Origin of the sequence: Enterobacter sp. JH25 (assembly GCF_021725435.1) — a bacterium.
Classification (GTDB): Bacteria; Pseudomonadota; Gammaproteobacteria; order Enterobacterales; family Enterobacteriaceae; genus Enterobacter; species Enterobacter intestinihominis.
On record NZ_CP091319.1, the window covers coordinates 2,659,501 to 2,679,076 of the forward strand.

At 52.7% G+C, this 19,576-nt stretch carries 19 protein-coding genes and 1 pseudogene; 8 read left to right on the top strand and 12 right to left on the bottom strand.

Annotation, left to right across the window (positions count from 1 at the left end; genetic code table 11):
• Positions 1-106 precede the first annotated feature (106 nt).
• Positions 107-1,705, top strand: a complete 1,599-nt coding sequence (locus L2Y28_RS12780; RefSeq protein WP_022648445.1) for an EAL domain-containing protein — start codon at positions 107-109, stop codon at positions 1,703-1,705.
• Between the two features lie 6 nt (positions 1,706-1,711).
• Here L2Y28_RS12780 and yoaE read toward each other — a convergent pair whose 3' ends face one another.
• Entirely contained in the window at positions 1,712-3,271 is a 1,560-nt protein-coding gene (gene yoaE, locus L2Y28_RS12785) for a CNNM family cation transport protein YoaE (RefSeq protein WP_023300354.1), read from the bottom strand.
• Between the two features lie 463 nt (positions 3,272-3,734).
• Here yoaE and manX point away from each other — a divergent pair, with 463 nt between their 5' ends.
• The 5 genes from manX (at position 3,735) to mntP (ending at position 7,883) form a co-directional block, all read left to right on the top strand.
• Positions 3,735-4,691, top strand: a complete 957-nt coding sequence (gene manX / locus L2Y28_RS12790) for a PTS mannose transporter subunit IIAB (RefSeq protein ID WP_022648447.1) — start codon at positions 3,735-3,737, stop codon at positions 4,689-4,691.
• 47 nt (positions 4,692-4,738) lie between these two features.
• Positions 4,739-5,539, top strand: a complete 801-nt coding sequence (gene manY / locus L2Y28_RS12795) for a PTS mannose transporter subunit IIC (RefSeq protein WP_022648448.1) — start codon at positions 4,739-4,741, stop codon at positions 5,537-5,539.
• A gap of 12 nt (positions 5,540-5,551) precedes the next feature.
• A complete protein-coding gene (locus tag L2Y28_RS12800) occupies positions 5,552-6,403 on the top strand; it encodes a PTS mannose transporter subunit IID (RefSeq protein ID WP_006810994.1) in 852 nt (283 codons plus the stop codon).
• 54 nt (positions 6,404-6,457) lie between these two features.
• Positions 6,458-6,916 (top strand): DUF986 family protein, encoded by a 459-nt coding sequence (locus L2Y28_RS12805; protein WP_022648449.1) that lies wholly within the window; start codon positions 6,458-6,460, stop codon positions 6,914-6,916.
• Positions 6,917-7,316: 400 nt separating this feature from the next.
• On the top strand, positions 7,317-7,883 hold the full coding sequence (mntP, locus tag L2Y28_RS12810; RefSeq protein ID WP_032622454.1) for a manganese efflux pump MntP: 567 nt from the start codon (positions 7,317-7,319) through the stop codon (positions 7,881-7,883).
• On the opposite strand, the gene rlmA is transcribed toward mntP, so the two are convergent.
• The 6 genes and pseudogenes from rlmA to mgrB all read right to left on the bottom strand — a co-directional run bounded on the left by rlmA (position 7,880) and on the right by mgrB (position 12,238).
• The gene (gene rlmA, locus L2Y28_RS12815; RefSeq protein ID WP_022648451.1) at positions 7,880-8,695 is read right to left on the bottom strand and encodes a 23S rRNA (guanine(745)-N(1))-methyltransferase; all 816 of its coding nucleotides are present in this window, start codon (positions 8,693-8,695) and stop codon (positions 7,880-7,882) included. The genes mntP and rlmA overlap by 4 nt on opposite strands.
• A gap of 39 nt (positions 8,696-8,734) precedes the next feature.
• On the bottom strand, positions 8,735-10,480 hold the full coding sequence (ftsI, locus tag L2Y28_RS12820; protein WP_023330154.1) for a peptidoglycan glycosyltransferase FtsI: 1,746 nt from the start codon (positions 10,478-10,480) through the stop codon (positions 8,735-8,737).
• A 216-nt stretch (positions 10,481-10,696) separates the two neighbouring features.
• Positions 10,697-10,906, bottom strand: coding sequence for a transcription antiterminator/RNA stability regulator CspE (cspE, locus tag L2Y28_RS12825; RefSeq protein WP_001062678.1), 210 nt, complete (start codon positions 10,904-10,906; stop codon positions 10,697-10,699).
• A 12-nt stretch (positions 10,907-10,918) separates the two neighbouring features.
• A pseudogene (locus tag L2Y28_RS12830) lies at positions 10,919-11,063 on the bottom strand (DUF2627 domain-containing protein).
• Positions 11,064-11,732: 669 nt separating this feature from the next.
• Positions 11,733-12,020, bottom strand: coding sequence for a YebO family protein (locus tag L2Y28_RS12835; protein ID WP_022648453.1), 288 nt, complete (start codon positions 12,018-12,020; stop codon positions 11,733-11,735).
• A gap of 74 nt (positions 12,021-12,094) precedes the next feature.
• Positions 12,095-12,238: a PhoP/PhoQ regulator MgrB gene (gene mgrB, locus L2Y28_RS12840; protein ID WP_003859906.1), complete on the bottom strand. Its 144-nt coding sequence runs from the start codon at positions 12,236-12,238 to the stop codon at positions 12,095-12,097.
• A gap of 160 nt (positions 12,239-12,398) precedes the next feature.
• Between mgrB and L2Y28_RS12845 the strand changes: the two genes are divergently transcribed.
• The gene (locus tag L2Y28_RS12845; RefSeq protein ID WP_022648454.1) at positions 12,399-12,638 is read left to right on the top strand and encodes a YobH family protein; all 240 of its coding nucleotides are present in this window, start codon (positions 12,399-12,401) and stop codon (positions 12,636-12,638) included.
• Positions 12,639-12,701: 63 nt separating this feature from the next.
• Here L2Y28_RS12845 and kdgR read toward each other — a convergent pair whose 3' ends face one another.
• Positions 12,702-13,493, bottom strand: coding sequence for a DNA-binding transcriptional regulator KdgR (kdgR, locus tag L2Y28_RS12850; RefSeq protein WP_022648455.1), 792 nt, complete (start codon positions 13,491-13,493; stop codon positions 12,702-12,704).
• Between the two features lie 178 nt (positions 13,494-13,671).
• Between kdgR and L2Y28_RS12855 the strand changes: the two genes are divergently transcribed.
• Positions 13,672-15,045 (top strand): MFS transporter, encoded by a 1,374-nt coding sequence (locus L2Y28_RS12855; protein WP_022648456.1) that lies wholly within the window; start codon positions 13,672-13,674, stop codon positions 15,043-15,045.
• A gap of 50 nt (positions 15,046-15,095) precedes the next feature.
• On the opposite strand, the gene htpX is transcribed toward L2Y28_RS12855, so the two are convergent.
• The 4 genes from htpX to L2Y28_RS12875 all read right to left on the bottom strand — a co-directional run bounded on the left by htpX (position 15,096) and on the right by L2Y28_RS12875 (position 19,519).
• Entirely contained in the window at positions 15,096-15,977 is an 882-nt protein-coding gene (gene htpX, locus L2Y28_RS12860; protein WP_022648457.1) for a protease HtpX, read from the bottom strand.
• Between the two features lie 193 nt (positions 15,978-16,170).
• Entirely contained in the window at positions 16,171-18,219 is a 2,049-nt protein-coding gene (prc, locus tag L2Y28_RS12865) for a carboxy terminal-processing peptidase (protein ID WP_003859896.1), read from the bottom strand.
• A gap of 19 nt (positions 18,220-18,238) precedes the next feature.
• Positions 18,239-18,925 (bottom strand): RNA chaperone ProQ, encoded by a 687-nt coding sequence (gene proQ / locus L2Y28_RS12870; protein WP_022648458.1) that lies wholly within the window; start codon positions 18,923-18,925, stop codon positions 18,239-18,241.
• Positions 18,926-19,021: 96 nt separating this feature from the next.
• Complete coding sequence (locus L2Y28_RS12875; protein ID WP_006811006.1) at positions 19,022-19,519, bottom strand: GAF domain-containing protein; 498 nt, start codon at positions 19,517-19,519, stop codon at positions 19,022-19,024.
• Positions 19,520-19,576: the final 57 nt, after the last annotated feature.

A 19,576-nucleotide genomic window follows, 5' to 3' on the forward strand; every position in this document is an offset into this window, starting at 1 on the left:
CAGATGGGCGAATTTTCCCACCGCCTCTCGTCGCTTCACGTATTCCCCACTACACTGTCACTGTTGCGTCTGGCTTTTCCGGCCGGTGCTTATCAGGCGACCGTTCATGCAAACTGCACAAACGATCATTAAAGACTATCGCCGAAAACGCGTTATCGTCTGTGTTACGGTTGCGCTCGTTACGCTCGTCCTGACGCTGGGCATTCGCTTTATTTCACAGCGCAACATTAATCAGGATCGGATCCACGACTTTACTCACCACACAGTGCGTGCGCTTGATAAGGTGCTTCTTGCGTTAGAAACCCAGCGTGAAACTCTACGTTTTCTGGTTGATATGCCCTGCGCTGAAGCGAATCCGATTCTGCGAAAACAGGCGGCGATCCTCCAGACCGTGCGCTCCATCGCCCTCGTCAAAGACGGAATACTGTATTGCTCGAGCGTATTTGGCAGCCGAAATATGCCCGTCAGTGACATTGAGCCGATGCTTCCGTCCAGTGAACCCAGGCTGATCTTGTTGACCGATCGGTGGCTGTTAAAGGGCAGTCCGGTACTGATTCAGTGGTCACCCCTTGCGGGCGACGGCCGTGACGGGTTGATGGAGGTAGTGAATATCGATCTCATCACCAAAATGATTCTGGAGCCACAGCGGCCACAAATCACCGACGTGGTCCTGAGAGTAGGCGATAATTTTCTCCGCGACGGGCAGCAGGTGACGAATACGCCGACCTTCGATGAACACGCCTCCCTGCTGGAACAGTCTTCACAGCACTACCCTTTCAGCCTCACGGTCAGCGGCCCGGGGGCAGGCCAAATGGCATTGAAAAATCTGCCCACCCAGCTACCGCTGGCGTTGATGCTCAGTTTACTGATGGGCTATATCGCCTGGCTTGCCACGGCGCGACGCATAAGTTTCACCTGGGAAATTAATATGGGGATTGCTGCCCGGGAGTTTGAACTCTTCTGCCAGCCTCTGGTAAACGCCCGCACCCGGGAATGCGTTGGCGTCGAGATCCTCCTGCGCTGGAACAACCCGCGTCAGGGCTGGATTTCTCCCGATGTCTTTATCCCCCTGGCTGAAGAACATAGCCTGATTGTTCCGCTTACCCGCTACGTCATCAGCGAAACGGTGCGGCAGATAGGCTTTTTCCCGGCCTCACGGGATTTCCATATTGGCATCAACGTGGCCGCCAGCCATTTTCGCCGCGCTGCGCTGATCCGGGATCTTAACCGCATCTGGTTTAAGGCGAACCCTGTTCAAAAGTTGATTGTAGAGTTAACCGAGCGCGATGCGTTGCTGGATGTGGATTACCGCATCGTGCGGGAGCTGCATCGCAAAGGGGTGAAGCTTGCGATTGATGATTTTGGTACGGGCAATAGTTCTCTTTCGTGGCTTGAAAAACTTCACCCGGACGTGCTGAAAATTGATAAATCCTTCACCACCGCGATCGGCACCGACGCCGTGAACTCAACGGTAACGGATATTATTATTGCGCTGGGCCAGCGGTTGAATATTGAACTGGTTGCAGAAGGGGTTGAAACCGAGGAGCAGTCACGCTATTTGCGCCGCCACAGCGTACATATTTTGCAGGGGTACTTGTATGCGCGGCCGATGCCGCTGCGGGAGTTTCCGAAATGGCTGGCGGAAAGTAACCCTCCGCCAGCCCGTCACAACGGACACATCGTGCCTTTATTGCCGTTACGCTAGATAGCGTTACTCTTCTTCGTCGTGTACAGAGTGCTCTTTAACAATACGAACCATATCAACGCGATAGTCGTTGGCTTCAACGATGGTAATTTGCAGCGGCGGCAGCTCAAGCACATCACCGATACGCGGGATCTGCCCGTTAACGGCAATCACCAGCCCCGCTACCGTGGCGATGTCTTCATCGTCATTGACCACGTTTTCGACGCCCAGCGTGTGCGAGAGCGCATGCAGGTCGGTGGTGCCTTTCACCAGCCAGCCGTCACCGTCGGCAACGATTTCTGGCGTTTCATCCGCATCAGGGAATTCACCGGCAATGGCTTCCAGCACGTCCAGCGGCGTTACCAGACCTTGTACCACACCAAATTCGTTGGTGACGATAACAAAGCTCCCGCGAGCACGACGCAACACGCCCAGCAGGTTAATCGGATCCAGCGTCTCCGGCACCACGATGGCAGGCGACGCGGCCGCTACGGCCTCGACGTTGACGCCCTCTTCCAGCGCCACGAGCATCTCTTTCGCGCGCACCACACCGATGATCTCATCCAGCTCGCCCCGACAGACCGGGAACAGGCTGTGCGGCGAGGAGAGCAGCTGCTGGCGAATTTCGTCGACGCTCAGGTTGGCGTCCACCCAGCTGATTTCACCGCGCGGCGTCATAATGCCGCGCAGGGAGCGGGAGGCCAGCGAAAGCACGCCGTTGATCATGTAGCGTTCTTCTTCCACAAACGCGCCTTCCGGCACCGGAACCGGGTTACGGTTCTCGTTATCCGCCTGCACGTTCACCTGACGACGCCCGCCCATCAGGCGCAGGATCGCATCGGCGGTACGCGCGCGCAGCGGCTGATTCGACTGCTGCTTAATGAAGTTACGGCGCGCAATCTGGTTAAACAGCTCGATCAGAATCGAGAAGCCAATCGCGGCGTACAGGTAGCCTTTCGGTATATGGAAACCAAAACCTTCTGCCACCAGGCTCAGACCAATCATCAACAGGAAACTCAGACACAGCACAACGACCGTCGGATGTTGGTTGACGAAACGCGTCAGCGGTTTCGACGCCAGCAGCATTACCGCCATCGCAATCACAACCGCCGCCATCATCACCGGCAGATGGTTCACCATGCCAACCGCTGTAATCACCGCATCCAGTGAGAAGACCGCATCAAGCACCACAATCTGCAGGACCACCACCCAGAAGCTGGCATACCCCTTACCGTGACCATCATCATGCTGCCGGTTCTCCAGCCGTTCATGCAGCTCTGTTGTAGCTTTGAACAGCAGGAAAAGCCCCCCCACCAGCATGATTAAATCACGGCCGGAGAAGGTGAAATCCATGACGGTGAACAGAGGCTTAGTCAGCGTAACCATCCACGAGATCACGGACAGCAGGCCCAGTCGCATGATCAGCGCCAGCGAGAGGCCGATCAGACGGGCTTTATCACGCTGTTTCGGCGGCAGCTTATCCGCAAGGATGGCAATAAACACCAGGTTATCAATACCGAGAACGATCTCCAGCACGACCAGCGTAAGCAAGCCTACCCAGATTGACGGGTCCATTAAGAATTCCATGACACGCTCCTGCTAAAGGAATGACAAAACGGTGCCCCGCTAATTTCGGGCATTTCAAAGGGAATGGGGGTCGATGCGTGGCGATGGTCGCCGGTGAATAAGGCGCGGGATGGCCTGGAAGATGACTGACGTCGGTGACGGTCCATATAGTGGGCTGTAGCCCTATACTCCTGAATAATTAAACGGACGCTAAACATATCAGAGACAATGGGTTTTTAGCAAAGATTTACGTTCCTTTGCAAACTTCTGTAACACACGTGGTTTATCTTACAGAAAAATCTGTAAGGCGTAGCTAAATTACGGATCTTCATCACATAAATTATTTTTTCACTATCTAAAATAATTCGCGGAAGTCTTGGTTTTTTAGAACTCTAACCCTTATCTGAATCGATTCGGTTCGCCAATACGATTCTCAGTACGCCTGCCTGGCAGACGTATAAATGATAATAATAGGAGGTAGCAAGTGACCATTGCTATTGTCATAGGCACACATGGTTGGGCTGCGGAGCAGTTACTCAAAACGGCAGAAATGCTGTTGGGCGAGCAGGAAAACGTCGGCTGGATCGATTTCGTTCCCGGTGAAAACGCCGAGACGCTGATTGAAAAGTACACTGCTCAGCTTGAGAAGCTGGATACCAGCAAAGGCGTGCTGTTTCTCGTGGATACATGGGGCGGCAGCCCGTTCAACGCTGCCAGCCGCATTGTCGTCGATAAAGAGCATTATGAAGTCGTCGCCGGGGTAAATATCCCAATGTTGGTGGAAACCTTCATGGCGCGTGACGACAACCCAGGCTTTGACGAGCTGGTGGCGCTGGCGGTGGAAACCGGTCGCGAAGGCGTGAAGGCGCTGAAAGCACAGCCGGTTGAAAAACCTGCCCCTGCTGCACCAAAAGCCGCGGCACCGGCGAAGCCAATGGGGCCGAACGATTACATGGTTATCGGCCTTGCGCGTATTGATGACCGTCTGATCCACGGCCAGGTGGCGACGCGCTGGACCAAAGAGACCAACGTACAACGCATCATCGTGGTCAGTGACGAAGTGGCCGCCGACACTGTCCGTAAAACCCTTCTTACCCAGGTTGCACCGCCGGGCGTCACCGCGCACGTCGTGGATGTCGCCAAAATGATCCGCGTTTACAACAACCCGAAATATGCGGGCGAACGCGTGATGCTTCTGTTCACCAACCCGACAGACGTTGAACGCATTGTTGAAGGCGGCGTGAAAATCACCTCCGTTAACATTGGCGGTATGGCTTTCCGTCAGGGCAAAACGCAGGTCAACAACGCGATTTCAGTGGATGCGAAAGATATCGAGGCCTTCAACAAGCTGAATGCACGCGGTATCGAGCTGGAAGCCCGTAAGGTTTCCACGGATCAGAAACTGAAAATGATGGATTTGATCGGCAAAGTGGGGAAATAAGCCCGGGCCGGTTTTTCATATAGAGCTTATGTAATAGGAGAAGTGCAATGGAGATTACTACTCTTCAGATTGTGCTGGTGTTCATCGTCGCGTGTATTGCGGGTATGGAGTCCGTACTTGATGAATTTCAGTTCCACCGCCCTCTGGTGGCCTGTACGTTGATTGGCGCCGTTCTCGGTGACATGAAAACCGGTATCATCATCGGTGGTACCCTGGAAATGATCGCCCTCGGCTGGATGAACATCGGTGCGGCAGTTGCGCCAGATGCCGCGCTGGCGTCCATTATTTCGACCGTTCTGGTTATCGCCGGTCATCAGAGTATCGGTGCCGGTATCGCGCTGGCCATTCCACTGGCCGCGGCAGGCCAGGTGCTGACCATCATTGTTCGTACCATCACCGTTGCCTTCCAGCACGCGGCGGATAAGGCGGCCGATAACGGCAACCTGACAGCGCTCTCCTGGATCCACGTCTCGTCCCTGTTCCTGCAGGCGATGCGTATCGCTATTCCGGCCGTTATCGTGGCGATTTCCGTTGGGACCAGTGAAGTTCAAAGTATGCTGAACGCCATACCAGAAGTGGTCACCGGCGGTCTGAATATCGCGGGCGGTATGATTGTGGTCGTAGGTTACGCGATGGTCATCAACATGATGCGCGCAGGCTATCTGATGCCGTTCTTCTACCTTGGCTTCGTTACCGCTGCATTCACCAACTTCAACCTGGTTGCGCTGGGTGTGATTGGTGCGGTGATGGCGATTCTTTATATCCAGCTCAGCCCGAAATACAACCGTGTCGCGGGTGCCCCTGCGCAGGCTGCTGGTAACAACGATCTCGATAACGAACTGGACTAACAGGTGAGCGAAATGGTTGATATGACAAAAACTACCACTGAGAAAAAACTCACTCCGGGTGATATTCGTGGCGTGTTCATCCGTTCTAACCTGTTTCAGGGTTCATGGAACTTCGAACGTATGCAGGCGCTCGGCTTCTGCTTCTCCATGGTGCCGGCAATCAAACGCCTGTATCCGGAAAACAACGAAGCACGCCGTCAGGCAATTAAGCGTCACCTGGAATTCTTCAACACCCACCCTTACGTAGCGGCGCCTGTTCTGGGCGTAACGCTGGCGATGGAAGAGCAGCGTGCAAACGGGGCTGAGATCGACGATGGTGCTATCAACGGTATTAAAGTCGGTCTGATGGGGCCGCTGGCAGGCGTGGGCGACCCGATCTTCTGGGGTACCGTGCGTCCGGTCTTTGCGGCACTGGGCGCCGGGATCGCCATGAGCGGCAGTCTGCTTGGTCCCCTGCTGTTCTTTATCCTGTTCAACGCGGTGCGTCTGCTGACCCGCTACTACGGCGTGGCGTATGGTTACCGTAAAGGGGTGGATATCGTTAAGGATATGGGCGGCGGCTTCCTGCAAAAACTGACTGAGGGGGCGTCAATCCTCGGCCTGTTTGTAATGGGGGCTTTGGTAAACAAGTGGACGCACGTGAACATCCCGCTGGTGGTATCGACGATCACCGGTCAGGATGGTCAGACGCGCGTCACCACCGTGCAGACCATTCTGGACCAGCTGATGCCTGGCCTGGTACCGCTGCTGTTAACCTTCGCCTGTATGTGGCTGCTGCGTAAGAAAGTGAACCCGCTGTGGATCATCGTTGGCTTCTTCGTCATCGGTATCGCGGGCTACGCCGTCGGCCTGCTGGGTCTGTAATAAAATGCGTTACCGACCGGGGGCTTGCCCCCGGTCTTTTTATCTGGAGGATGAATGACTGTCACGGACACCGTACTGGTTTTATTTATTGTTGCCCTTCTGGCTTACGCGATCTATGACGAGTTCATTATGCCTCGCCGCCACGGCGAGACGCTGCTGACCCTTCCCCTCTTACGCCGTGGGCGCATTGATGCGTTTATCTTCGCCGGTCTGGTAGTCATCCTGATTTACAATAATGTGACCAGCCACGGCGCAATATTAACCACATGGTTATTATGTGCGCTGGCATTAATGGCGATTTATCTGTTCTGGATCCGCTCGCCAAAACTCATTTTTAAAAAACACGGATTCTTCTTCGCCAATGTCTGGATAGAATATAACCGCATTAAAGAGATGAATTTATCCGAAGACGGAGTTCTGGTGATGCAATTAGAACAACGCCGCCTGCTCATTCGGGTCAAAAATATTGACGACCTGGAAAAAATCTACAAATTACTCCTTAAAACTCAATGAATTAATTTTATAGCATCGGCTATGTATTGTATTATTCTCATACCAGAAATATAGCCGATGCTATATCTCCCCTGCGAATTAACTTATATTTATTAACGATACTTTTACGCATAAACCTAAATGAAAATCGTTATCAACATAGTGGCTTTATAAAGCCATCTTCGTTGTTGTTTTATATTCTCAAAATATGTTAAGGTTGCGCCCGTCGTTGGGGAGTAGCCGATTTCCTGCCTGCGGGAAATGTACGTGTCAACATACTCGTTGCAAAACGTGGCGCGTACGGATCGTATTCAGCACACTTACTGTGCCAAAAGCGATCAGGCGAGACCATAGATACATCAACTGCTGTTTACTGGGGGCAGTGATGTGTCATATGGATATCCCCGGTCTGGACGCACTTATGAATATCTCCGCTACGATCCTTCTGGCTTTTGGCATGTCCATGGACGCATTTGCCGCCTCTATCGGTAAAGGTGCCACTCTCCATAAACCTAAATTTTCCGAAGCCCTGCGCACCGGTCTCATCTTTGGCGCAATCGAAACGCTGACGCCGCTTATAGGCTGGGGTCTGGGGATGCTCGCCAGCCAGTTTGTGCTGGAGTGGAACCACTGGATCGCCTTCGTGCTGCTGGTGTTCCTCGGCGGACGCATGGTAATTGAAGGTTTTCGTGGCAACAGCGATGAAGATGATGCGCCGCTGCAACGCCACGGCTTCTGGCTTCTGGTGACAACCGCTATCGCAACCAGCCTGGACGCAATGGCCGTCGGTGTCGGTCTGGCGTTTTTGCAGGTCAATATTATCGCCACCGCGCTGGCGATTGGCTGCGCCACGCTGATTATGTCAACGCTGGGGATGATGGTGGGGCGGTTCATTGGCCCGCTGTTAGGCAAACGCGCCGAAATTCTGGGCGGTATCGTGTTGATCGGAATTGGTGCCCAAATACTCTGGGCACACTTCGCGGGTTAATCTTCGCGCTGCCAGCAATGGATGCTGAAATCCGTCTGGCAGCGAAATTCTGTCTGTGCTGCCAGCGTTTCCCACACCTCTGGTTTTGCCCGCCACGCAAACGGCGTCATTTGCAGTAACGCCACCGCTTCACTTCCCTGCAACGTCATCTCATACGCCACTGACTGCGTCTGCTTTAACGCGAAGCCCGCCAGCTGTTCAGAGTGCGGCGCATGCAGGTGAACTTCATCATAGATCAGCCCTTTTAGCTCCAGCAGATGACGCGGTCCCGGCGTAACGGTGATAACCCACCCGCCGGGCTTAACGACGCGCGCCAGCTCCTCTGCCTTGCACGGGGCATAGATACGTACTACGGCGTCCATACTCGCTTCCTCAAACGGCAGGCGGTGGCTGGAGGCCACGCAGAACGTTACCGCTGAGTAGCGTTTTGCTGCTGCACGGATAGCCACTTTCGACACGTCCAGCCCGTAAGTTTCGGCGCCCTTCCCAGCCGCGACGTCAGCAAACGTGGCGGTGTAGTAGCCCTCGCCGCAGCCGATATCCAACATGGCGGATGCGCCTTCTGTCAGATATTGACGGAGTAAGTCGACAACGGCATCCCTGAGCGGTTGATAGTGCCCGGCATCAAGAAACGCCCGGCGCGCCTGCATCATCTCCGCGCTGTCACCCGGATCCCGGGAGCGCTTGTGCTGTACTGGCAGAAGATTGACATAGCCCTCTTTAGCCCGGTCAAACTGATGTCCCAGTGGACAGATAAACGTTTTCTCCGCGCGCGTCAGCGGCGCGTGGCAAAGGGGACAACTGAAAGACATGACAGCTCCAGGGCGAAAACCAAAAGGCGAAGTGTACCGCTATTCGCCAGGGTTATAAACGGCTGGGTGACGCATCACGATCAGATGGTCAGAATCTGCCGGCAGCCCGTCTGGCTTCACGTTTTCCAGGCGCAAGACGTTACCCATAATTTCGCTGAACACGGGCGCGGAAACGGCCCCGCCGTAGTAGGCTCCGTTTTTCGGATCGTTGATCACCACCACCAGTGCAAAACGGGGATCGCTGGCGGGTGCAACGCCTGCTGTGTAGGCGACGTATTTATTCACATACTTACCGTGTTCATCGATTTTTTTGGCCGTCCCGGTTTTAATCGCCACACGATAGTTACGCACCGCCGCTTTGATCCCGCCACCGCCGGGTAACGCGACGCTCTCCATCATGTGTTCCACCTCGTGAACAATCTCCCCGGGCATCACCCGTTTGCCAATCACGGGGGGATCGATACGGGTGATGGACAGAGGCCGTTCAATGCCATAGCTACCGATGGTGGCATACACATGCGCCAGTTGAAGGGGGGTAACCATCAGGCCATACCCAAAGGCAAAGGTCGCCCTGTCTAACTGACTCCAGAATTTTCGCTGCGGCAGTAAACCTGAGCTTTCTCCCGTTAAGCCAAGCCCGGTACTCTCGCCAAAACCAAAGTTTTTATAGGTATCAAGTAACCTTTGCACGGGCATCGCGAGAGAAAGACGGGATACGCCCGTGTCGCTGGATTTTTGCAGGATCCCGGTCATGGTCAGCTCGGGGTAGTAACCCACATCGCGAATACGATGACCATCAATGGTGTAGGGATGCGTGTCTATCACGCTGTCAGGCTGCACCAGCCCCTGCTGTAGCGCCGTCATCAGCACCAGAGGCTTAACGGTCGAACCCGGTTCAAAGGTGTCGCTGATCGCGCGATTACGAAAGTCATCCAGTGTTGCCCCTTCCCGATTGTTGGGGTTGAAGTCAGGGAAGCTCGCCATCGCCAGAATTTCGCCCGTCTGGATATTAATCAGCACCGACGCGCCTGACTCGGCTTTATTCCACGCCACGGCATTATCCAGCGCGTCTTCGGTGATAGTTTGCAGGCGTTCATCGATACTAAGCTGGATATTATGTGCCGGTACGGGCGCCACCTCCGTGAGGTTCTCAACCACATGCCCGAATCGATCTTTCCTGACCAGCCGCACGCCTGCCTTCCCGGTGAGCTGCGTGTTAAAGCTTTTCTCGACGCCCTCAATACCCTGACCATCAATATTAGTGAAGCCAATCAGGTTTGCCGCCACGTGTCCGGCAGGATAAAAGCGACGGGACTCATCGCGTAGGTTGATACCGGGGAGACGCAGCTTATCAATCCACTTTGCCTGGGAGGGATCAACCTGACGAGCTAGATAAATGAATCGCCCGTGCGGATTGCTGTTTATTCGCGATGCGAGCGTGCTCAGAGAAAGGTGTAAAGCATTTGCCAGGGCCTGCCAGCGCGAATCAAAGCCGATCCCCCCTTTATCAAGCACAGTTTTGGAATCGGCCCAGACGGCCTGGACAGGTACGCTTACCGCAAGGGGACGCCCTTCACGGTCAACAATCATCCCACGCGGGGCGTCTATCGCCACTTCGCGCAGGGAACGCATATCCTCCTGCTTCACCAGATTATCCGGTTTGATAATTTGTAGCCATGCCACGCGGCCTAACAGAAAAGCAAGGCTACAAAAGATGGCGAGACACAGAAGTGCAAAACGTGCCGGTGTAAAGTTTCCGTTGGCCGTTATTGTCTTTTTTTTCACTTTAACCCCAGGGCTGTTAATCAACGCCCTGATTTAACGGGAAAAAGGGATAATAAGGCGGGAAAACAATGCTAATAATCTCGCGGGTTTGCAACAAGATAATAACAGAGGAGGAATACGTAACATTTTGAAAAATAAGTGAATAAAAAAGCCCCGCATCGGCGAGGCTTATGTCTGAGATCGAAGCGCTAAGCGCTTCAGTCAGCAGTGATTCGATCAGATAGCAGTTACGTTAACCGCAGCTGGGCCTTTCTGGCCGTCCTGAATTTCGAACTCAACGTTCTGGCCTTCAGCCAGAGTTTTGAAGCCGTTACCCTGGATTGCAGAGAAGTGTACGAACACGTCTTTGCTGCCGTCAGCAGGAGTAATGAAACCAAAACCTTTAGACTCGTTGAACCACTTAACTTGACCTTTAATCTTTGCCATTTGCAAAATTCCTTAGAGTGTTTTCTTAGCCCGCAGGCTTTAACATAGATAAAACTGAGACATTACTGCTTGAGGCACTAATATAAGGTTCGGCAGAGAAGCGGTATTCAACGACAACGTGTTTACTCAGGACTTCTTTACTGAAAATGCCACACATAAACAGAACTGTACCTCGTTTGACCCAAAACGTGTTATCACACACAACGTTTAATATGGCAAGCCATTTTTAAACGTGTCTCGATCCGCCGCACAAATTCAGGCGTTACTCCATAACAATCTGCACAGTTATGCGAATTGTCAAATGAAGCGCCACCTGACCTCACCGCCCACAGGGTGCGCTGGCGCGCCCTGTAATCAAAGACTTTTTAAACATAGCTCAATCATTTCAAAGCGTCCATCCCAATCCCTGATTTTCTTTAAAGGAATGACTGAGTTAGAACATTTTGTGAAAAGTTATGCTGAAAACATCGCAATGCACCAGAGGGTGACAGTGAATAAACGATGTTAAATACATTTTGCTAACTGTATTAAAATCCACCATTTAATAAGCGTTATTCTGCACCAAAATAATGAAATTTTTATGACTCTGCCTCAAAACAAGGCAAGCAAAACGTTTCGATAAAAATAAAACACTTCGGGAAAGTTAAAGCTCACAATTTATTCAACGAAACGGTATGACTTGTTTAAGGATAAATATTCGCCAGTTTTCAGTATACTGAAACAGTAGTTAACTGCTGCTTAATTATATGTTGGGATGTTATGGGTTACATTTGATAAGGGAGGAGATTTACGCCGTACGTCAGGCCACCTCCCCGTTCCGGGCAGACTATCGTTCGGCCACCAGGCGAATGAACTCTTCCTCGTCTTGTTTTTGAACATCAGCTTCCTTCGGCACCGCTTTCTCCTCCGGCTCGTTGGCTTCGCACAGACGACGCAGCAACGCAGTCTGCCGTTTCTGCTGATCGAGCAATGCTTCCAGCAGCTCAATCTGCTCGTTTGTGCGGGAGCTGGCGCGATTAACGAAGAACCACAGCACCAGTCCAACGACCAGCACCACTAAAGACATTACCAAGGATGCAATGCTCAGCAGCCCCGAATTCATTAACTCACCCATTTCACCACCTCAGTAAAAACAGTCATTTTACCACTGCAGCCACGTAAGGAAATCGCTCAGTGCAAAAATAGCCACTACCAGGGGATAAACTTATTGATTGAACAAATGCCGCTAAAGAACTGTACATCCTGATCGCACATCACATTGATAGTCTGCGTCCACAGCACCACGCATGCTATCAGCACTATAATCAGAATTACCCAGCGTATTTTTTTCACTCCACACTCCGTCTTATGACCTGATGTAGCCAGGTTATCACGGCTATCTTAAACAGGGGCTAACTGTACCTTCAACAGACGCTTTTCGGAATCGTGCACTTGTTTCACTGCGTAAACCCGTTACGCTTACTCCATGACAACAAAGAAAAAAGAGGCATCGATGCGTTTACTCGTTCGTACGATAATTGTACTGGCACTTGTGTGGATCGGCCTGCTGTTAAGTGGGTATGGCGTATTAATGGGAAGCAAAGAGAATGCCGCGGGTTTGGGTATTCAGTGTAAATATCTCACTGCCCAGGGGGTAAGCACGGCTCAGTACATCCATTCCGACAGCGGGATCATCGGGTTAACCAACTGTCCTGTGCTGCGTAAATCATCTGTTGTGGTTGATAACGGCTAATCAGAGCTAAATTTCGCTTACAAAAACGCCGCAAGAGTGCGGCGTTTTTATTGGAGGCATTGATCAGAACGGGTATTCGTTATAGCCCATCTGCTCTGAAATTTTGCGCGCTGCGGTATGCAGAATTGCCACATACTCATGAAGACGCTCTTCGGAGAAACGCAGCGTTGGGAAAGAGATGCTCAGTCCCGCAATGACAACGCCGAAGCGGTCAAACACCGGCACACCGATGCAGCGCAACCCTTCTTCCTGCTCTTCGTTATCTTCCCCATAACCCTGCTCACGCACTTTATCCAGCACGCTCAGCAGTTCATCCGTACTGGTAATCGTGCGATCGGTGCTGCGTTTGTATTCCACACCGTCAAGGATTTGCTTAACCTCTTCACGATCGCGCCAGGCCAGCAGGACTTTACCAATTGCGGTACTGTACAGCGGGTTACGACGACCGATGCGTGAATACATGCGCAGGTTGTACATGGAGTCAATTTTGTGGATGTAAACGATGCTGTCTTCATCCAGTGCGCCGAGGTGAATTGTCTCTTTCGTCAACCGCGAAAGTTCACGCATCTGAATGTCAGCGCTGCGGATCAGATCCACGTTCTGCAAGGCGCGGGCGCCCAATTCAAACAGTTTCAGGGTCAGAGAATATTTTTCTGATTCTCCTTCCTGCGCGACATAACCCAATGATTTCATCGTCTGCAAAAAGCGATAAACGGTGCTTTTCGACATCATCACACGCTGCGACAACTCTGTAATACCAATTTCACGCTCTTCTCCGAGCGCCTGCAAGATGCCAAACACCTTCAGCACGGAAGAAACAGAATCTGGCTGCTTATCCAAATCTGCGATTGCCATTTATCACCTCATGGAGAGTGTTTTATAAAAATCAGAACCGGTTTTTATTATAAATTCGTGTGATGCGCGCTGCAATCTATCTGGGTTTACTTCGTTACAAATCTGCGACATAAAACCGAAATAACGATGCTAAAATAGTTACTCTGAAAATAATTTCACACTGAGTCATTCTTTTCCCATGCAAAAAAACGTTTCTGATGGCCTGCCCTTACCACAGCGGTACGGGGCAATTGCCACTATTGTCATCGGCATTTCGATGGCTGTCCTTGACGGTGCGATTGCCAATGTGGCTCTTCCTACCATTGCCAAAGACCTTAATGCTTCTCCGGCAAGCTCCATCTGGATTGTGAACGCGTACCAGATAGCGATTGTGATTTCCCTTTTGTCACTCTCTTTCCTGGGCGATATGTTTGGTTATCGCCGGGTTTATCAGTGCGGGCTGGTGGTCTTTACTCTCACCTCGCTCTTCTGTGCCCTTTCCGATTCACTGCACACCCTTACGCTTGCGCGTATCGCACAGGGTTTTGGCGGTGCGGCGCTAATGAGCGTGAACACGGCCCTGATACGGCTTATCTATCCTCATCGCCATCTGGGGCGCGGCATGGGCATTAACTCCTTTATTGTGGCCGTGTCGTCCGCCGCCGGGCCGACGATTGCCGCCGCCATTCTGTCCGTTGCCTCGTGGCAGTGGCTGTTTGCCATTAACGTGCCGCTGGGCATTGTGGCGATCTTCTTCGCCCTGCGCTATCTTCCGGAAAATGGTCCGAAAAACACCATGCCACGTTTTGACCTGCCCAGCGCTGTGATGAACGCGCTGACCTTTGGCCTGCTGATTACTGCGCTGAGCGGATTTGCGCAGGGACAGTCTTTGTCGCTCATTGCTGCAGAAATCGTTGCCCTGCTTATCATCGGCTTTTTCTTTGTACGACGCCAGCTGGCGCTGCCCGTGCCGTTACTGCCGGTTGATTTGCTGCGTATTCCGCTGTTTTCACTATCAATTTGTACCTCCATTTGCTCGTTCTGCGCCCAGATGCTGGCGCTGGTTGCGCTGCCATTCTTTTTGCAGAGCGTGCTTGGCCGTTCGGAAGTGGAAACAGGCTTGCTGCTCACGCCCTGGCCTTTGGCAACCATGGTGATGGCCCCGCTGGCCGGGTACCTTATTGAGCGCGTTCATGCCGGACTGCTGGGGGCTATCGGGCTGATCGTCATGGCAGCAGGACTGTTTGCGCTGTCGCTCCTGCCCTCCTCGCCGGGGGATCTGGATATTATCTGGCGCATGATCCTGTGCGGGGCAGGTTTTGGTCTGTTCCAGTCACCTAACAACCACACAATTATCACCTCTGCCCCACGTCATCGCAGCGGTGGTGCCAGCGGGATGCTGGGTACGGCAAGACTGTTAGGGCAAAGCACCGGGGCCGCAATGGTGGCGTTGATGTTTAACCTTGCCGGGCAAAATGCGACACACGTTGCGCTGATTACCGCAGGGACACTGGCGACCCTCGCGGCTATCATTAGCGGCCTTCGTGTGACCCAGCCAAAGGCGCAGGCATAAAAAAACCGGGCGGAGATTGTCTCCTGCCCGGTTTTTTTCATCCGGCGGGATTACTTCAGGTATTCGCCGCTTCGCAGCGCTTCAATACGTTTATCCAGCGGCGGGTGTGACATAAACAGCTCGCTCAGCGACTTTGATTTACCATTGATGCAGAAGGCCATCATGCTGTTTGCTTCCTGCGGCTCGTAGCTGGTTTTCAGACGTTGCAGCGCAGCAATCATCTTCTCACGACCCACCAGTTTCGCAGAACCGGCATCCGCGTGGAACTCACGATGACGGGAGAACCACATGGTAATGATGCTTGCCAGGATACCGAACACCAGCTCCAGCACCATTGAAACAGCAAAATAGATCAGCGGGTTACCGTTGCTCTCTTCACCCTCATCACGGTTGCCACCCATAAATCCGGCAGCAATCTGCGCCAGAATACGGGAAATAAAGATAACGAAGGTGTTCACCACGCCCTGGATCAAGGTCATGGTGACCATATCGCCGTTAGCGATGTGGCTGATCTCGTGAGCAATAACCGCTTCCGCTTCGTCACGGCTCATGTTTTGCAGCAGACCGGTACTGACGGCCACCAGGGACGCGTCACGACGCGCACCGGTAGCAAACGCGTTGATATCCGGCGCGTGGTAGATCGCCACCTGCGGCATGGCTATGCCCGCCTGCTTTGACTGCTGAGCAACCGTGCTCATCAACCACTGTTCCATATCGTTACGCGGCCGCTCAATAACTTCACCGCCCACGGATTTCAGTGCCATCCACTTCGACATCAGCAGTGAAATGAAAGAGCCGCCGAAACCAAACAGCAGCGCCATAATCAACAGACCCTGAACGCTGCTCGACTGAATTCCCGTCAGGCTTAGCACCAGCCCGAATACCACCATCACCGCCAGGTTGGTGAGCAGGAAGAGCGCGATTCGCATCATAATATTCTTTTAACCTCAGTTTAACAAAACGCACTATGCGATTACCCACATCGTATGGGTATTGCGGCTATTTTCAAGCATCCAGACGGCGTAAGTCACCAGAAAGACACAACTTTACACAATTGGAAATCTGCCTGACGGAAGGATGAGGAACAAAAAGAAACAGGCACAATTTCTTGTGCCTGTTGGGGGATTATTTTGTCGGAGCAGGTTGTACGGCAGGTTTCTCTTTTTCCAGCTTCGCGAGATCAAGCGCGATATGCACCGTCTCGTCCAGATACGGATCGGGCTCCTGGTAATCCTTAGGCAGATCGTCCAGTTTTTTGAGCAGAGGCTTGCCTTCACGTTTGAAGCGATCGTTGATACGCGCCAGACGTGTCGCGTCATCTTCATTATTCTCTTTCTCACGCTGGGCGTAGTTCAGAGAGACAATGTTCCGTTTCGCTTTCAGAGCGTTGAAACGCGCGATGTCCTTCATGATGTACTGGAATTCCGGATCCTTCCCGATGCGGTCGTTGTGATTTTTCAGCAGTTCCGGACCGAACTGTTTCATATCACCCGATTTCACGAATGTCGCGGCATCAATGCTATCCCACGGCAGCGCGTTATCTTCAAACTTCTCGCCCGTTTCCGTCTCTTCGGTACCTGTCGGCATCATGATGTCCGGCGTCACGCCTTTGCGCTGCGTACTGCCGCCGTTAACACGGTAAAACTTCTGAATGGTGTACTGTACTGAGCCCAGCGCCGGCCATTCAGGACGCAGCATCTGGTCGTAAATACGGTTCAGAGAGCGGTACTGCTGAACGGTGCCCTTGCCAAACGTCGGTTCGCCGACGATTAACGCCCGGCCGTAATCCTGCATGGCAGCAGCGAAGATTTCCGATGCAGAGGCGCTGAAGCGATCGACCAGCACCACCAGCGGACCCTTATAGTAGACCACGCCATCGGTATCGGCATCTTCACGCACTTTACCGTTGTTATCGCGCACCTGAACCACCGGGCCAGACGGGATAAACAGCCCTGAGAGCGAGACGGCCTCGGTCAATGCCCCGCCGCCGTTGCTGCGCAGGTCGATGATCACACTGCTGACATTCTGCTTTTCAAGCTTCTGGAGCTGCACTTTTACATCATCGGTCAGGCCAACGTAGAAGCCAGGGATATCCAGAACGCCAACCTTCTCTTTACCCACGGTTTTCACCGACATTTTCACCGCGCGATCTTCCAGACGGATACGCTCACGGGTCAGAGTAACGATACGGGTTTTGGTCCCCTTTCCGGCAGGCAGGATCTCCAGGCGAACTTTGCTGCCCTTCGGCCCTTTGATCAACGCAACTACGTCATCAAGTCGCCAGCCAATCACGTCCACCATGCTCTTTCCGGTTTGACCTACACCGACAATACGGTCGCCTACGCTGATCGCTTTGCTTTTCGACGCAGGGCCACCGGCCACCATGGAGTTGATAACGGTGTAGTCATCATCCATCTGAAGCACAGCACCGATACCTTCCAGAGACAGGCTCATTTCGGTATTGAACTGTTCGGTGTTACGTGGAGAGAGATAATTAGTGTGCGGATCAATTTCGTGCGCAAACGCGGTCATCGCCAGCGAGAAAACATCTTCACTGTTGGTCTGCGCCAGACGACGAATTGCGAATTTGTAGCGACGGTTTAACGTCTCACGGATCTCTTTCTCGTCTTTGCCTGTGAGCTTGAGGCTCAGTTCGTCATATTTGACTTTTCCGTCCCACAGCGCATTCAGTTCAGCCTCATCTTTCGGCCATGGCGCTTTGCTGCGGTCCAGATTAAAGGTGTCGTTGCCGGTGAAGTCCATCGGACGTTCCAGCACTTTCAGCGCGTATTGATAACGCTCAAAACGGCGCTTTTGCGATAAGTTGTACAGATCGTAGAAAAGATCCAGCTTTCCGGAGCGCAGCTCATCACCCACTTCGGATTTGCGTTTAGCGAACTGTTCGACATCGCTGGCCAGCAGTACGTTATGGCTGTAATCCAGCAAGTTCAGATAACGGTCAAAGATTTTGGCCGAAAAGGCCTGATCGAGATCGAACTGACGATAGTGCGAACGAGTAAAGCGCGACGTCACGCGCTCACTCACCGTCGCGTGCTGAGTTTCTTCCTTGAGAACCGGAATTTGATCAACACGCGTAATATCGTCCACAGCGAAAGCGTGGCCTGTTATAGCAAACAGGCCAGCCAGCGCGGTGAGCTTAAAAAAAGTGTTCATGCCAGGCTCGGCCTCCGTTTCAGAACAACAAGTGTTCTGCGCGTACAATCATTGACATACCAGAAGTCAGCTGTACACGAACGCCATCTTTGGTGATTTCCAGTACGGTGGCATCCATCGCATTGTTACCCGCTTTAACCTTCAGAGACTGACCTACGCTCAGGGCGTTGATGTCCGAAACTGGGGTGTGGCGCGGCTCTTCGCGCGGCGCACGTGGGGCTTTAGCTGCTGGTTTGTCAGCACGCGGTTTGCGATCGTTATTTTCAGTACGACGCGGTGCCAGACGCGGTTTACGCTCGCGACGAGGGGCGTCTTCCTGACCGTTTGCCGCTGCGGCTTCGCGTTTTTTGGCCTGCTGTTCAGCACGCTGTGCCTGAACGCGAGCTTTGGCTTCTTCAAGCTGCTTACGCGCATGTTCTACGTGCTGCTCGTCCAGCTCACCACACGGGTTGCCGTCAAGGTCGACACGGGTCGCACCCGGCTTGATACCGTACAGGTAACGCCAGCTCGAGGTATAAAGGCGCAAGGCAGAACGAAGCTGCGTTTTGCTGAGGTTCATCTCCCCCTCAACGCGCGCGACCAGATCCTGAAAGATACCGACTTTCAGAGGACGCGCTTCACCTTCAGCGCTGAAGCACTGCGGGAAACGCTCGGCCAGAAATGCGATAACTTCTTTACTGCTATTCAACTTAGGTTGATTTTCCATGAAATTTCCTGATTACAACGGACGTTGCCAACAAGCGCAGGCATGAACAGGCGACATTATAATGACGCTATCAGTAAATGCTACGTTATCCGTTGATTATCCTGCGACGCTCGCAAAGAATTTATGATAATCGGTCTCTGCCAGAACATTTTCCAGGTTTGCGGCCAACGCGCGCAGCCCCTGCTCATCCTCGGCAGTAAAGCGGCTGAAGACCGTGCTGTCGATATCCAGAACGCCAATAATCTGATTTTTAACCACCAGCGGCAGTACGATTTCAGAATTGCTGCTGGCATCGCAGGCAATGTGGCCGTCAAACGCATGTACATCTTCGACACGCTGAACCTGACGGGTCGCCACTGCGGTACCGCACACGCCGCGACCTACCGGGATGCGTACGCAGGCGAGTTTCCCCTGGAAAGGCCCCAGCACCAGCGTGTCGCCTTCCAGCAGATAAAAGCCCGCCCAGTTCACGTCAGAAAGGCGTTCGAACAGTAACGCACTGGTATTTGCCAGAGTGGCTAAGAAACTGGTTTCCCCTGCCATTAATGCCTTAAAATCGCGATTCAGATCCGCGTAGAATTCTGTTTTGTTCATTATTCAATCACTTAGTTATCTTACATAATTACCGCATAGCCTATTAAAATAAGCATT

Excerpts from the sequence above, each read along its gene's own strand:
- cspE (WP_001062678.1), bottom strand. The coding sequence starts at position 10,906 with ATGGCAAAGATTAAAGGTCAAGTTAAGTGGTTCAACGAGTCTAAAGGT.
- L2Y28_RS12800 (WP_006810994.1), top strand. The coding sequence starts at position 5,552 with ATGGTTGATATGACAAAAACTACCACTGAGAAAAAACTCACTCCGGGT.
- yoaE (WP_023300354.1), bottom strand. The coding sequence starts at position 3,271 with ATGGAATTCTTAATGGACCCGTCAATCTGGGTAGGCTTGCTTACGCTG.
- manY (WP_022648448.1), top strand. The coding sequence starts at position 4,739 with ATGGAGATTACTACTCTTCAGATTGTGCTGGTGTTCATCGTCGCGTGT.
- prc (WP_003859896.1), bottom strand. The coding sequence starts at position 18,219 with ATGAACACTTTTTTTAAGCTCACCGCGCTGGCTGGCCTGTTTGCTATA.
- L2Y28_RS12875 (WP_006811006.1), bottom strand. The coding sequence starts at position 19,519 with ATGAACAAAACAGAATTCTACGCGGATCTGAATCGCGATTTTAAGGCA.
- mntP (WP_032622454.1), top strand. The coding sequence starts at position 7,317 with ATGAATATCTCCGCTACGATCCTTCTGGCTTTTGGCATGTCCATGGAC.
- rlmA (WP_022648451.1), bottom strand. The coding sequence starts at position 8,695 with ATGTCTTTCAGTTGTCCCCTTTGCCACGCGCCGCTGACGCGCGCGGAG.
- htpX (WP_022648457.1), bottom strand. The coding sequence starts at position 15,977 with ATGATGCGAATCGCGCTCTTCCTGCTCACCAACCTGGCGGTGATGGTG.
- L2Y28_RS12855 (WP_022648456.1), top strand. The coding sequence starts at position 13,672 with ATGCAAAAAAACGTTTCTGATGGCCTGCCCTTACCACAGCGGTACGGG.
- kdgR (WP_022648455.1), bottom strand. The coding sequence starts at position 13,493 with ATGGCAATCGCAGATTTGGATAAGCAGCCAGATTCTGTTTCTTCCGTG.
- proQ (WP_022648458.1), bottom strand. The coding sequence starts at position 18,925 with ATGGAAAATCAACCTAAGTTGAATAGCAGTAAAGAAGTTATCGCATTT.
- L2Y28_RS12805 (WP_022648449.1), top strand. The coding sequence starts at position 6,458 with ATGACTGTCACGGACACCGTACTGGTTTTATTTATTGTTGCCCTTCTG.
- L2Y28_RS12835 (WP_022648453.1), bottom strand. The coding sequence starts at position 12,020 with ATGGGTGAGTTAATGAATTCGGGGCTGCTGAGCATTGCATCCTTGGTA.
- L2Y28_RS12780 (WP_022648445.1), top strand. The coding sequence starts at position 107 with ATGCAAACTGCACAAACGATCATTAAAGACTATCGCCGAAAACGCGTT.
- L2Y28_RS12845 (WP_022648454.1), top strand. The coding sequence starts at position 12,399 with ATGCGTTTACTCGTTCGTACGATAATTGTACTGGCACTTGTGTGGATC.